Here is a 13,652-nt window from a genome sequence, read left to right on the forward strand (position 1 = left end):
CAGTGATTGGATTTGATAAAGACAAAATCAAATCACGGGCTGCCGATGGCCAAATCTGCAAATTTTTTGCAAAAAAAGTCTTGACGCTCCCAAAAATTACTGTATAATACGCACTCATTAGCACGGGGCTATAGCTCAGTTGGTAGAGCACTTGCATGGCATGCAAGGGGTCAGCGGTTCGACTCCGCTTAGCTCCACCAAATTGCTAATGAGGAATGTAAGCACCTAGGCATTTTCTTACATTCTATAACTATTCAGTTATTTTTTAGTTTTTATTAAAAAAATAACGAACCTTGCGTCCCATTCGTCTAGAGGCCTAGGACACCGCCCTTTCACGGCGGTAACAGGGGTTCGAATCCCCTATGGGATGCCAATATTCTTCTCTATAGAGAGCAAATCGCCAGTCTTATATCAGACTGGCTTTTTTGTTTGTGATGATTGTGTTGGATGGCGCATTATGGCAAATTTTACCACTCACTTGAGCGTCGGCGCTGCTGGCAGCATCGTGATCGCTGCTGCTGGTTATTATTTTGAACTGTATGGTCTGACAACAGCGGTGCTGTGCGCCATCGTTGGCACGCTTGGCAGCCTGCTGCCTGACATCGACCTTGAGCATTCACGCCCTGCCGCTCAAGGATTTCTAATCTTCTCGCTCATCACATCGACACTCATCACCATCTTATATGCCAACCGTTATACCGCCGATCAGCTGGTGCTCGATTCTTTGATTTTGTGGTTGGTGGCATTTTTATTGCTGCGTTTTGGGCTGTTTGAGACATTCAGCCGCCTGACTGTGCATCGTGGCATGGTACACTCTGTGCCATATATGGCGCTGTTTGGGCTGCTTTTGGCTTGCGGGGCGTTTTATGGGCTAAAGCTCACCGCCTTTGTCAGCTGGCTGTTTGGCTTGGTGCTGTTTATCGGCGCCATGATCCACCTGCTGCTGGATGAGATTTATAGCGTCAATGTCTATGGCCTGCGCCTAAAAAAATCTGCTGGCAGTGCGTTTAAACTTTTTGAACGCAAAAAGCCTGTACAATACACTTGCCTTTATGCGCTACTGGCTGCAGTGGTCTATGTCGCGCCGCCTTATGGTGATCTGTGGCGCAGCTTAGTGCGCATCACGCGTCAGGTGATCAGCTAAGTACAGTCAAAAGTGAAATGCCATCCCTGTCGCCACAAAACATATTGACCACAAACAAATCAGACCTACATGAATTGCCATCACCTTTAGGGTGTTATCGGTAAATTTACCCTGCTCAAGCTTAGCTACCACTCTAAATCGAGCGTGCAGTGCGGTGATGATGGTCAACAGCAGCCAAGTCAATTTGGCATGGATAAGAGCGGTCAGATAACCCATCGGTGTCAGCCAAGTTGCCGCAGGTACGATGGCATTCATCATATACAGACCCGTCAGTACCTGCACTGCCAATGCCGTCATACCAAGTGGCTCGTAGCTTTTTTCAAACTTCAAAAAACCTGCCACATCTTGATCACGGACAAATCTTGGCATCAGGCGAATCAGCAAATATAGATGTCCGCCCACCCAAATACTAGCACCGATTAAATGTAAAAACAAGGCAATCTTCATCATTGTCTGCGTCCATCACGAAACACACTTTTATCCTGATAAAAGCCATCATCTTGACCATCCCAAAAATACGGTACGCCAAGCACAGGCAAAGGTTGCAAATCTCTTGGTGTAGCGGTAGGATTGGATAGCCAATGGTTGAGCTTTTGTGCGACAAGCTCATCTAATATCGACAAGCGTTCGGCAAATGACATCTCAAAAAACGAGCCACCCACAGGGATAATCAGCGTATGACCGCATAAATTTTTGCGTGGGTGGATCAGTTGTTCTAATAATGCGTGCCCAAAGATAAATGCTTGAGCATGGATATCGGTTTGCTTATCAGCACCTGGCTGATACCAAGACTGCCTTGGGGTGACAAGCGAACCTACCCAATCAAACTGACACAGACTTTTGGCAATAGTTATCCCAATCGCATCATCACGCACCGCCAAGATGATGCCATTTTCATCAAACACCGTGATGGCATCACGCACACGATTGCGTTTGTTGTTGGTGTTGTCATCGCTTAGGTGCTTTAGATGGTGATGATTGAGCATGGCTTTAGACTTAGGATAAGTCGCCCAAATGCACGCACCGAACCAATCATGCAGATTATCCCTCGTGGGGATGTTGCCTGTCTCTCCGATATGGTGTTCGTATGCTACGCCATGCGGCAAATCGCTTTGGTCGCTAAAGCTAAGCGATCGCCCTGTACAGCTGACTAGCGGTACAGTTGCCTTGGCAAAATACGCATTGAGCCATGCGGCCAACGGCACTTTGCCATCAACCTGATAAGCCTGATGCATCGCCAACAATGGTGTCAGCCAAGGGCGTGATTGGTCAATAGTCACAAAAGCATCAATAAAACTTATGGATGCCATCACACACTCGCCCCGACTGAGCGCGCCAGTGCGATGCCCTCTTCGATGCTTAGATAAGTTTTTTTGCTTGGCGTATCACGAAATACCACATCACCATCTTGGAATATCAAGCATTCATCGACCGCAAACTGCTGCCAAGATTCATTGTTGGTCAAAGGGATCGTGGTCATGATGGTGACTTTGTCGTTCTCGGTGGTGACATCTTGAAAATTGATGCTCATCTCGCCATCGGAGAGCTTGGCCTCACCAAAAGGTGCTTTACGCGTCAAATAAAACAACAAGCTGCCAGCATACCCCAGCTGCCAGTCGCCATTAGAAATCAAGCAATTAAACAAGCCATTGGCTGACAGATAACGACATTGCGCGGTCAAAAATGTAAACAAAGCCTCATCCGATGGACGGCTTTTGAAGGTGGCTTTTAGGCGGTTTAGTAGATAACAAAACGCCAGCTCGCTGTCCGTCGTCCCCACAGGCGCATAATGCTCAGCATTGCCGTTGGTCATCAGTCGCTCGGTACGCTTGACAAAACTGTCGGTCATCTGCCCATTATGCGCAAATGCCCATTGCTCACCCCACACCTCACGCACGAACGGATGGATGTTGGCAAGGCCGTGTCCGCCTGTGGTGGCTTTGCGGATGTGTGCAATGACATTCATCGCACGGATGGGATAGTTATTGATCAAATCCGCCACAGGTGATTGATGGCTGGGTTTATCATCATGAAATTGGCGCAGCCCGATGCCGCCCATCTCCGTTTTCTCAAAAAACGCAATCCCAAACCCATCTTCGTGATGGTCGGTCAATCCGCCACGCTGCCGAAAGCCAGCAAAACTAAAACCGATGTCAGTGGGTGTGTTACAGTTCATTCCTAATAGTTGGCACATAATCAATCTCTAAATAACAAAACATTATAGCACTAGCCATAAAATCACAGGCAAAGTCAGCATCGCAAGCAGCGTCTGCATACTGATGATGTTCGCCATCAATGGGTGGTTGCCGCCCAGCGCTTGGGTCAATGAAAATGCAGTTGGCGCGGTCGGCAGCGCAAAAAACAGCGTGATGATCTGTCGCTCAATGCCCACCACACCCATCATCGTACACAGTGCATAGGCCAGCACTGGCATGCAAAGCAGGCGGATCAGGCTGTTGGCGATGATGATGCCAAGCTCGCTCGATTTTAGGCGAAATTGCAGCCCTGCACCGATGCACAACAGACCCAAAGGCAAGCTGGCTGAGGCCAATTGCCCAAAAAATCCCTCAACGCCCGCCATCAAAGTCAGCGATGAGGCATTGAACGCAAGCGCCAATGCACATACCACAATCAGCGGATTTTTCAGCACATTCATCAGCAATAGCCGCGCATCAAAGCCATGCTGTAGGCTCAGCGCAATGACAGAGATCACATTGATCGGCGGAATGAACAAAGCAATGATCAGCGAAAAGATCACCATGCCCGCCTCATCAAACAGTGATGCCATCAGCGCCAACCCCACATAGGTATTAAAACGGATGGCGCTTTGCATATACACACCGATGTTTTGTGGATGAATGTCAAACACTCGATGCGCCACAAAAATCGCAATGCTCGCCAGCAGCAGCACCGCCAGCACCACAGACAACGCCAGCGCAAACTTCGCCAAATTCATGTCCGCTGTCGCTAAGTTTAGGAACAATAGCGCAGGGAACAGCAAATAATAATTGAGCCTATCTAACTGCTGCCAAGTCTTAGCGCTCAAAAACCCTTGATGCTTTAGCACAAAGCCTGTCAAAATACACAGACCCAATGGGATTAAGCTATTTATAATCGGTGCAATCATCATCCATCCATCTTGGCGTACTTATCATCCTTGATTCTTGCTTAGACACGCCCCCAATGATAGCTTGCCAAGCGTTTCATCAAATCAGGATTTTTGACCATAATGTCATCGCCGGTACGCCCTTGTTCACGGTTATAATAGATGACATTGAGGCGTAGTAGCCAAAAGATGGTCGCGCTATAGGCAAGCATCACAGGCAGTGCGGTTTTTTCGTCCGCTGTCAATGCTCGTACACTCTCATAGCCTTTGATAAAGGCATCCATCTTGGCGGTATCAAAATTCACGCTCTCACCATCAGTGGCATTGCCCCAAGTGGTACAAAAATCGTTGATGGTGATTGCCACATCCATCAAATAATGCTCCACCGACACTTCAGTAAAATCAAGTAAGCCTGTCAAGCGTGGCATCTCGGCACTAAAATCCCACAAGGTATTGTCAGTAAACATATCCAGATGACAAAGCCCTTTTGGTAAATCGCTTGGCAAATTGGCATACGCTGTCCAAATGTCGTTCATCAGGCGCGCTTCATCGGTCGGCATAAAGGCAGTTTCACGCTCTTTGACTCTCGCCCAGTCATACAGTGGCACGCCATAGTCTTCGGCAGGCTGTAGCGTGGTCAAGGTGTCATGCAATACCGCCAGTGCCTTACCCATTTCATAGCACATCACAGTATCTGTTTGGGTTGGATGGCTACCTGCTAATTTTGGCACGACCAAAATCGCTTTATTCTCATAACGCATCACACAGTCTTCACCGATTTGATTGCCTTTGGCGGTGAGCTTAACCAAGGGTGGTGCAATCGGCAATTTATCCTTTAAGGCGTGCATGACGGTGGCCATTTTCATGATATCAGCAGGCACACGCTCTTCGTATAAGGTGAACACATAAGAAAAATCATCGCCTTCGTCGCCATCTGTCTGTACAAACCAGTTGGAGTTTTTCACGCCTTGGACGATGGGAATGGCTTTTTTGAATTTCACGCCAAACAGACCACAAAACGCAAAAAATTCATCTTCGGACAAATGGGTATAAACAGACATAAGGTTTCCTACAATTGACACAAAATCGGGCAAATCACCCAGAATAAAAACTTGCTGATATTTTAATGATTTTTTGATAAAATTGCCAAGTTATTTTAGGATTAAGCAGTGATTATTTCTGGCATAAGCGCCAATTACTGCCAACCATTGCCCAATAATCTGCCATAGGATACGCCATGCTTGCCAAACGCCTGATCCCTTGCCTTGATGTCGAAAATGGACGCGTCGTCAAAGGCGTGAATTTTGTTGATATCAAAGATGCAGGCGATCCTGTCGAAGTCTCAAAACGCTACAACGACCAAGGTGCCGACGAAATCACCTTTTTGGACATCACCGCCACTTCCGATGGCCGTGACACCACTTATCATACCGTTGAGCTGATTGCCAAATCCATCTTCATTCCACTGACCGTCGGTGGTGGCGTACGCAAAATCGAAGACATTCGCAATCTACTAAATGCCGGTGCGGACAAGGTCGGCATCAACTCTGCTGCCATCACCAATCCTGATTTGGTCAATGATGCCGCGGCTCGTTTTGGCAATCAGTGCATCGTCGTCTCTATCGATGCCAAGCGAGTCACTAAGCCTGATGGCAGCACAGGCTTTGAAATTTTCACTCATGGCGGACGCAAAGCCACAGGCATCGATGCCATCGAATGGGCAGTAGAAATGACCAAACGCGGTGCAGGCGAACTGCTTGTTACCAGTATGGATGGCGATGGTACACGCCGTGGCTATGACCTTGAGCTGACTCGCACTATCTCTGATCGTGTCAATATTCCTGTGATCGCATCGGGCGGTGTGGGCAATCTACAGCACTTGGCAGACGGTGTCACCCTAGGCGGTGCTGATGCGGTGTTGGCAGCGAGTATTTTTCATTTTGGTGATTATACCATCCGTCAAGCCAAAGAATTTATGGCAGCCCAAGGCATTCCCATGCGATTGGTTGAGCCACGATAAAGCACGAAAAGCATGATAAAGCATGATAAAGTCAGTTAAGCCAGTTTTATCGCCAATCAGACAGCTGAATCATGAGCAATTTTGCAATCAAAGGTTGCAAAATGACGCTTAAAAACACAGCCAATGTATGCTACAATAGCTCTATGACAATCATTCATATATTTTTAAAATTAGGATAAGACAATGACAACTTATACTGCACAAAAAGCCGCCATCACGCACATCGAAGGCGCTTTGGACAACAACACTGCTGTACGCATCGGTATCGCTGTTGGTCGTTTTAATGGCTTTTTGGTTGAAAGCTTGGTTGAAGGTGCTATCGACGCCCTAGTACGCCACGGTGTGCAAGGCGAAAACATCGATGTGGTGCGTGTGCCTGGTGCATTTGAGCTACCACTCACCGCCAAGCGTCTGGCTGAGTCGGACAAATACGACGCCATCATCGTACTCGGTGCCATCATCCGTGGCGCAACACCGCATTTTGACATCGTCGCCAATGAGTCTGCCAAAGGTCTAAGCCAAGTCGCACTCAGCCTAGGCAAGCCTGTCATTAACGGCATCTTGACCACCGAGAACATCGAGCAGACCATCGAGCGCGCCGGCACCAAAGCAGGCAATAAAGGCTATGAAGCCGCGATGACTGCCCTTGAGATGGTCTCAGTCCTAAAAGCCATCTAAGTTTATCCATCTTGGCATATCCATCATAGGGTGGATATGCTCGGTGCGTTTTGGCGACGCATCACGAATGAGCCAGCATTCTGTACTATTTAACAGCTTCAATTGATCTTTTGCTTTGCAATCGGATGCTTGGCACGCCTTGCAAATTTGCTTGATTTGCCAATTTATGCACTGGCGAATTTATGGTATAGTAAGCCATATGCATCCTTTTGCCATTACTGGACATCGTTTATGACAGACCATATTATCCCATCAGACACAGGCTATAAGACTTCTCACACCGCCGTGCGTAAGGCGCGCCGTTTTGCCCTACAGGGTCTTTATGAGTGGCTATTGACCGATTATCGCTTCTCAAAAATCGATCGTCATCTGATGGGCGGCAACGAGCCACACACCATCGCCGCTCGTACTCGTGCGGACAATGCCATGCATACCGTGCATTTGGGCTATTATCATGAATTGATGCGTCAGATTCCAGAGCAAGCAGATCAATTGGTGCTCGACATCTCAAGCTACATCGATCGTAGCTTTGATCGCCTTGATACCATCGAAAAAGCAGTATTGCTGATCGGTGCGTATGAACTCAAACACAGCCTACACATCCCTTATAAAGTCGTCCTTGATGAAGCCATGCAGTTGAACACCCACTTTGGGGCAACCGATGCGCATAAGCTGATCAACGCCGTGCTGGATCAATACGCCAAAGTCGTGCGTGAAACCGAAGTCAACGCCGACCAAGCCAAAAAATCTGCCAACTGACTTATGTCCGAATTTTCGCTCATCGCACAGCATTTTAGCCGTCATCAAGCGACGAATGATATCGCCATCAGCGTCGGTGATGACTGTGCTGTCGTCGATGTGCCTGCCGGTCAGCAGCTGGTCATCTGCACCGATACCATGGTGGCAAATCGCCATTATCCCAGTGACACGCCAGCACACGCCATCGGGCATAAGGCGGTGGCAGTCAATCTATCTGACCTATCTGCGATGGGGGCGACACCGCATAGTATTACCCTTGCGTTAAGCCTACCGAGCTATGATGTCGCTTGGGTGGCAGGCTTTGCTGATGGACTGTATGCGATTTGTAATCGCTATGGCGTCAAGCTCATCGGCGGTGATACCACATATGCACCGACGACGACCATTAGTGTGACAGCAGTGGGTTATATTCCAAAACACCAAGCCATCACGCGTCATGGTGCGATGGTCGGTGATGTGATTTGTGTCAGCGGTCATATCGGCTCAGCAAGTTTTGCCTTATCCCAAATTCTGCAAAATCAGCCAAGTCAGTTACGCGACAAGCTTGATTATCCCGAGCCACAGGTGGCGCTTGGGCAGGCATTGCGTGGTTATGCCCATAGCATGATTGATATATCAGATGGCCTAGGGCAGGATTTGGGGCATATCTTAGCGGCAAGCGGTGTTGGCGCCCGACTCGATTTGGATAAAATCCCTTGTCATACCCTGCTAGAACATCTACCCTTTGCCCAAAAATATCAGCATATCATAAATGGCGGTGATGATTATCAGTTATGCTTTACGATGAACAAAGAAAAATTTGACCAATTTCAGGCTAATTTTCCCCATTTTTCCATCCATGCCATTGGTGAGATTGTGGCGGATGGTGGTGTGCAGTTATTTGAGCATGGGCAAGCGGTCGCGTTTGATATCAAAGGATTTGAGCATTTTTAGGAACGACCATCTTGTTTGACACCCATAACTACCAATCTCATCTTTCTAATTCATTTTAACCAACCAAGAATAAGTCCATGAGCCAAGCCAAACCCGATATCTACCAATCCAATCACTGTCCGCCTTGCCCACCAACTGCCAGCACTTTTGACAAGTGCATTTATTGGCTTGGTATCGGTCTTGGTTCAGGACTGCCACGCCGTGCTGCCGGTACTTGGGGTACAGTGGGCGGTCTTGTTGTTGCCCTGCCTATGATTTGGGCGGGATTTTGGGTGTTTGTGGCGGTGACGCTTATCGGACTGATTGTCGGTAGCTTTATCTGTGGTCAGACATCTAGACTCATGGGCATCGACGATGATCCGCACATCGTTTGGGATGAATGGGTGGGGATGTGGTTAAGTTTATTGCCGACGGTATTTGTACTGCATCAGTTTGGGCAGTTGAGTGATTTTTATCCAGCTTCCATCACTTTTTGGATTGTTGTTGTGCTAAGTTTTGGGTTATTTCGCCTGTTTGATGTGTTAAAGCCAGCACCGATCAGCTGGGCAGATAAGCACGTCTCGGGTGGCTTTGGGATTATGCTTGATGATGTGCTGGCAGGCATCATTGCAGGGATGATTACGGTGATTATCGTGTTTAGCTTTACCCCGATGACTTAGTGATTTGAATCATTAAAAAAGCCCGCTGCTTGGCGGGCTTATCACTCACTGCATCACGCATCAGCAAACAGCGCTTCGATGGCTTGTTCATCAAAAGGATACTCTTTACCACAAAAACCGCAGTCAAGCACCAATACGCCGCCGTGTGCCGCGACCGCTTGCTTGGCCTCATCATAGCCCAGCTGCATGATGGCGCCTTGGCTTTTTTCGAGCGAACAGGTGCAGGCAAAATGCAATGGCGTCGGCTCTGGCAGCACCACTTCTTCTTCGTGATATAAGCGATATAAGATCTCATCGGCAGGCAAATCGGTGATTTCCTCATCTTTTAGCGTGCTGGTGAGCGCGATCAAGCGATCCCACAAATCAGGATCATTTTCTTTGTCGGCATCCGTCTGCGGCAACAGCTGCACCAATACGCCGCCTGCCGATGCCTCACTGGTAGCAAGCTTGATGATGGTTGGGATCTGCGCCGATTGCTTTTGATAATGCGCCAAACACTCGCCCAAATCATCACTGACGCGCTCGACGATGCCTTGATACGCTTCGCCTTGTTCAGGATGGATGCTGATAAACAGCACGCCTGCACCCAGCTGGGCAAAGGCTTGATTACTGCTGCTCAATGACTGCCAAAATGCTTGATCATCCTCACTGTCAGCATCGAAGCCTGCCAAAGCACGCACCGCGCCTGTGTGGTCGCACTCTGCCATCGCCCAGTTCAGCTTGGCATGCTCATCGGAGCTTTGTAGCTGAATGGAGAGCTTGCCATCGATTTTTAATGTGCTGATCAAGAGACTTGCCGACACCAACATCTCACCGAGCAATGCCTTGATGGCGGCAGGATAAGCCTTTTGGTCGATGACGGTTTGATAGGCATCAGTCAGACGCACCACATCACCGCGCACAGCAGAATGATTGATAAAAAAACGCTGACGGTAGTTATTGAGGTCAGTTGTCATAATATGATCCAAATTAGCAAATAAATAAGATGCCAGTTATATGGGGATGATGGGTGATTTTACAAATCATTTGCCACATAAAATAAAAAACCAAGCCATCAGATGACTTGGTTTTAATTTGTCAAAGAACAGGTTTATAGCGCTTTGCACTGATCTTCTTTATTGCCATTAACGCGATTGGCTTGACCAGTGACCTGTTTGGTATTGCCTTTGCACTGTAAGTTACCATCGACGGTGTTGCGCTCGGCACGCACGCTGCCACGATTATCAAACAGCTGAATATCGCCATCAACACGCACACCATTGATACGCACACTGCTTGACTGCTTGACTTGGATGTTACCATTGACCGCACCGCCAGTGACTGACACCGAGCTTGCCTTGTCTGCTTGGACATCGCCATCGATGGTGGCGTTTTTGATGATGAGTTTACCTCCTTGATAAACTTTGACATTGCCATCGACGGTTGTGCCATTGAGCGTACAAGTGCCACGCACCACGACATCACCATCGATACGCTGCTTACCAAGCGTCGATGAACAAGTCACATCGCCTGCGTGTGCTGTACCCACCAACGCCATCGCCACAACAGAACCCATCGCCAAAGTTTTGAATAATGCTTTCATCACATACTCCTTAAAAGATGAAAAAATGATCAAATCAGTGAACAACTGTCCGATCCCATGAGTGCTATTATATGTAACAAAATATGTATGACAAGCGTTTTTACATGAATTAACCATTTATTTACGCTAAATTACACGCAGCGATAAATAAGACAGACAACATTCAGTGTGAAAAAAATTATCCATCCCAGTCCATCTCGCTGCCTGCTTTTTATTAAAAAAAATTTACACGCTCCACCAAATACACCATGCTATAATAAAGGGCTTGATCAGCATGCTTTATCTAACGATTTGGGATAAAGTGGTGCTGATTGTTATCTTTGACTAATTTGATACTAAGGAACAGCTTATGTGCGGTATCGTCGGTGCCATTCGTGCACATCATAATGTGGTTGATTTTCTCACAGATGGCCTAAAACGCCTAGAATATCGTGGCTATGACTCATCAGGCATCGCCGTGCAGACCGAAACAGGGATTCGCCGTGTGCGTCGTGTTGGTCGTGTGGCACTGATGGAAGAAGCCGCCAAAAACAAAGAAATCTATGGTCATACCGGCATCGGGCATACCCGCTGGGCAACACATGGTGGCGTGACCGAGCCAAACGCCCACCCACATATCTCAGCAGGACTCATCTCGGTCGTGCATAACGGCATCATCGAAAACTTCGAAGCCGAACGTAGCCGCCTAGAAGCACTGGGCTATGTGTTCGAATCACAAACCGACACCGAAGTCATCGCCCACAGCGTGCATCACGAATATGAGGCCAATGGTGGTGATTTATATCGTGCGGTGCAGACTGCTACCTCTCGCTTTCATGGGGCTTATGCCATCGCTGTCATCGCCAATGATAAGCCAAATCAAATGGTCGTCGCTCGCATGGGCTGTCCACTGCTGGTGGCTTTTGGTGATGAAGAAGTATTCATCGCCTCAGATGTCTCAGCCGTGATTGCGTTCACTCGCCGCGTCAGCTATCTAGAAGATGGTGATATCGCCCTATTATCCGCCAATGGTATCGATAAACTGCTTGATAAAGAAGGCAATGAAGCCCAGCGTATCATTAAAACATCTGAGCTATCGCTTGCCTCACTTGAGCTTGGCCCATACAGCCACTTTATGCAAAAAGAGATTTATGAGCAGCCTCGTGCCGTGTCGGATACCGCTGAGATTTTCTTGGAAGGTGGTTTTATCGCTGAGAACTTTGGTGATGATGCACCTGAGATTTTTGGCAAAATCAATAGCATCAAGATTCTTGCCTGCGGTACTTCGTATTATGCCGCTTTGACAGGCAAATACTGGCTTGAAAGTATTGCCAAAATCCGCTGCGATGTCGAGATCGCCAGCGAATATCGCTATCGTGATGTCATCGGTGATGAAAACGAGCTGATCGTGACCATCAGCCAATCAGGCGAGACGCTTGATACCATGGAAGCGTTGAAGTTTGCCATGACCCAAGGGCACAAATACAGCCTATCCATCTGTAATGTGATGGAGTCAGCCCTGCCTCGTAACTCAACGCTTGCAATCTATACCCGTGCCGGTGCTGAGATCGGCGTGGCAAGCACCAAAGCGTTTACCACACAGCTTGTGGTGCTATTTGGCTTGGCAGTGACTTTAGGTAAAATCCGTGGTCATGTCAGCGATGAGACCGCTGAACAATACGCCGAAGAGCTACGCCTACTACCAGGCAGCATTCAGCACGCTTTGAACCTTGAGCCGCAGCTTGGCGCATGGGCACAAAAATTCTCTGCCAAGCCATCGGCACTGTTCCTAGGTCGTGGTATTCATTATCCAATCGCCCTAGAAGGCGCTCTAAAACTCAAAGAGCTGACCTACATCCATGCTGAAGCCTATCCAGCTGGCGAGCTTAAGCATGGCCCATTGGCGCTCGTCGATGAGAATATGCCTGTTGTCGTCATCTCGCCAAATGATGGCCTACTTGATAAAGTCAAAGCCAATATGCAAGAAGTCAGCGCCCGTGGCGGTGAGCTGTTTGTCCTATCTGATCTAGATAGCGACTTCACCGCTGGCGATGGCATCCATGTCATCCGCACCCCACGCCATGTCGGTGTGCTGTCACCGATTGTACACACCATTGGCGTACAGCTACTGTCTTATCATGTCGCCTTGGTGCGTGGCACCGATGTCGATAAACCGCGTAACCTAGCTAAGTCGGTGACGGTGGAATAAGTCAGCCATCGCTGTATGAAATTAATGTAGCAAAGTAATTAGGTATCATACTAAGTAATTACTTATCATACTTTTTAATTAGGTATCATACTATTGACACCTGTTTAATCCTTTGTTATTCTGTTCTTGAGAATAATGAAGGATTTTTTATGCCTATTAAAAAACCACAACCTTACCAACCTTTTGTAAAAGTGCAGGATATTTCATCATTTGGAAGGTCACATCGAGTGTTTGGGCATAAATCAGGCCGCACCCATCATTTGTTATCTGACTTAGAATTGAGTATTTTCTTATTGTTTGAATGGAATGCAAATGTGGTTTCGATTGACGAACAATTTGCATTAAATTTGGAAGAGACCATAGCTTTAGCAACGGAGGCTAATATTAGGCATCCAAGAATCAGAGGCGAAAATAAGGTGATGACTTCAGATTTTTACATCACGTTAAATGCCAAAAATAAAGTGAACCGTCCCGAGTTTATCGGAGACAAGATTGCTTGAGTCAAGCAGCATAGCCTGACGGTTTTAATGAACAATAGTAAATATTCTCCGCATCAATAGGCGACAAATATCCATTTCTAGAA

Annotated in this window: 15 protein-coding genes and 2 tRNA genes; 10 read left to right on the top strand and 7 right to left on the bottom strand. The window is 47.6% G+C overall.

Translation table 11 applies throughout. The features are described from left to right. The first annotated feature begins 124 nt into the window (after positions 1 to 124). The 3 genes from AZ602_RS08600 to AZ602_RS08610 all read left to right on the top strand — a co-directional run bounded on the left by AZ602_RS08600 (position 125) and on the right by AZ602_RS08610 (position 1,144). Positions 125 to 200 (top strand) — tRNA-Ala (locus AZ602_RS08600). A gap of 97 nt (positions 201 to 297) precedes the next feature. Next, a tRNA-Glu gene (locus AZ602_RS08605) sits at positions 298 to 373 on the top strand. A gap of 84 nt (positions 374 to 457) precedes the next feature. Continuing rightward, positions 458 to 1,144 carry a metal-dependent hydrolase gene (locus tag AZ602_RS08610; RefSeq protein ID WP_103034552.1) on the top strand — a complete coding sequence of 229 codons (687 nt, stop codon included), beginning with the start codon at positions 458 to 460 and terminating at the stop codon, positions 1,142 to 1,144. Positions 1,145 to 1,150: 6 nt separating this feature from the next. On the opposite strand, the gene AZ602_RS08615 is transcribed toward AZ602_RS08610, so the two are convergent. Genes AZ602_RS08615 through AZ602_RS08635 form a run of 5 tightly spaced genes read right to left on the bottom strand, consistent with a single transcriptional unit; the run spans position 1,151 to position 5,311 of the window. Then, a complete protein-coding gene (locus AZ602_RS08615; RefSeq protein WP_227525207.1) occupies positions 1,151 to 1,579 on the bottom strand; it encodes a CopD family protein in 429 nt (142 codons plus the stop codon). 11 nt (positions 1,580 to 1,590) lie between these two features. Next, positions 1,591 to 2,424: a DUF3025 domain-containing protein gene (locus AZ602_RS08620; protein WP_227525208.1), complete on the bottom strand. Its 834-nt coding sequence runs from the start codon at positions 2,422 to 2,424 to the stop codon at positions 1,591 to 1,593. A gap of 29 nt (positions 2,425 to 2,453) precedes the next feature. Continuing rightward, positions 2,454 to 3,338 carry a class II glutamine amidotransferase gene (locus AZ602_RS08625; protein ID WP_078317311.1) on the bottom strand — a complete coding sequence of 295 codons (885 nt, stop codon included), beginning with the start codon at positions 3,336 to 3,338 and terminating at the stop codon, positions 2,454 to 2,456. A 24-nt stretch (positions 3,339 to 3,362) separates the two neighbouring features. Further along, entirely contained in the window at positions 3,363 to 4,271 is a 909-nt protein-coding gene (locus AZ602_RS08630; RefSeq protein WP_158245123.1) for an AEC family transporter, read from the bottom strand. A gap of 41 nt (positions 4,272 to 4,312) precedes the next feature. Next, positions 4,313 to 5,311 carry a homoserine kinase gene (locus AZ602_RS08635; RefSeq protein WP_103034556.1) on the bottom strand — a complete coding sequence of 333 codons (999 nt, stop codon included), beginning with the start codon at positions 5,309 to 5,311 and terminating at the stop codon, positions 4,313 to 4,315. A 176-nt stretch (positions 5,312 to 5,487) separates the two neighbouring features. Here AZ602_RS08635 and hisF point away from each other — a divergent pair, with 176 nt between their 5' ends. From hisF to AZ602_RS08660, 5 genes are all read left to right on the top strand, one after another. Then, entirely contained in the window at positions 5,488 to 6,270 is a 783-nt protein-coding gene (hisF, locus tag AZ602_RS08640; protein WP_103034557.1) for an imidazole glycerol phosphate synthase subunit HisF, read from the top strand. 183 nt (positions 6,271 to 6,453) lie between these two features. Further along, entirely contained in the window at positions 6,454 to 6,948 is a 495-nt protein-coding gene (gene ribE / locus AZ602_RS08645; protein ID WP_078254621.1) for a 6,7-dimethyl-8-ribityllumazine synthase, read from the top strand. Between the two features lie 231 nt (positions 6,949 to 7,179). Beyond that, positions 7,180 to 7,707 (top strand): transcription antitermination factor NusB, encoded by a 528-nt coding sequence (gene nusB / locus AZ602_RS08650; RefSeq protein ID WP_103034558.1) that lies wholly within the window; start codon positions 7,180 to 7,182, stop codon positions 7,705 to 7,707. A gap of 3 nt (positions 7,708 to 7,710) precedes the next feature. Beyond that, positions 7,711 to 8,640 (top strand): thiamine-phosphate kinase, encoded by a 930-nt coding sequence (gene thiL, locus AZ602_RS08655; RefSeq protein ID WP_103034559.1) that lies wholly within the window; start codon positions 7,711 to 7,713, stop codon positions 8,638 to 8,640. Positions 8,641 to 8,717: 77 nt separating this feature from the next. Further along, positions 8,718 to 9,299: a phosphatidylglycerophosphatase A gene (locus tag AZ602_RS08660; RefSeq protein ID WP_103034560.1), complete on the top strand. Its 582-nt coding sequence runs from the start codon at positions 8,718 to 8,720 to the stop codon at positions 9,297 to 9,299. Between the two features lie 53 nt (positions 9,300 to 9,352). Here AZ602_RS08660 and AZ602_RS08665 read toward each other — a convergent pair whose 3' ends face one another. Continuing rightward, complete coding sequence (locus tag AZ602_RS08665; protein WP_103034561.1) at positions 9,353 to 10,255, bottom strand: Hsp33 family molecular chaperone HslO; 903 nt, start codon at positions 10,253 to 10,255, stop codon at positions 9,353 to 9,355. Positions 10,256 to 10,389: 134 nt separating this feature from the next. Further along, positions 10,390 to 10,881, bottom strand: coding sequence for a hypothetical protein (locus AZ602_RS08670; protein WP_199174110.1), 492 nt, complete (start codon positions 10,879 to 10,881; stop codon positions 10,390 to 10,392). 349 nt (positions 10,882 to 11,230) lie between these two features. Here AZ602_RS08670 and glmS point away from each other — a divergent pair, with 349 nt between their 5' ends. Both glmS and AZ602_RS08680 read left to right on the top strand, forming a co-directional pair. After that, positions 11,231 to 13,069 (top strand): glutamine--fructose-6-phosphate transaminase (isomerizing), encoded by a 1,839-nt coding sequence (gene glmS / locus AZ602_RS08675; RefSeq protein ID WP_103034562.1) that lies wholly within the window; start codon positions 11,231 to 11,233, stop codon positions 13,067 to 13,069. Positions 13,070 to 13,218: 149 nt separating this feature from the next. Then, complete coding sequence (locus tag AZ602_RS08680; RefSeq protein WP_103034563.1) at positions 13,219 to 13,569, top strand: TnsA endonuclease N-terminal domain-containing protein; 351 nt, start codon at positions 13,219 to 13,221, stop codon at positions 13,567 to 13,569. The last annotated feature ends 83 nt before the right edge of the window (positions 13,570 to 13,652 follow it).

The organism is Moraxella sp. RCAD0137 (genome assembly GCF_002894025.1).
Classification (GTDB): domain Bacteria; phylum Pseudomonadota; class Gammaproteobacteria; order Pseudomonadales; family Moraxellaceae; genus Moraxella; species Moraxella porci.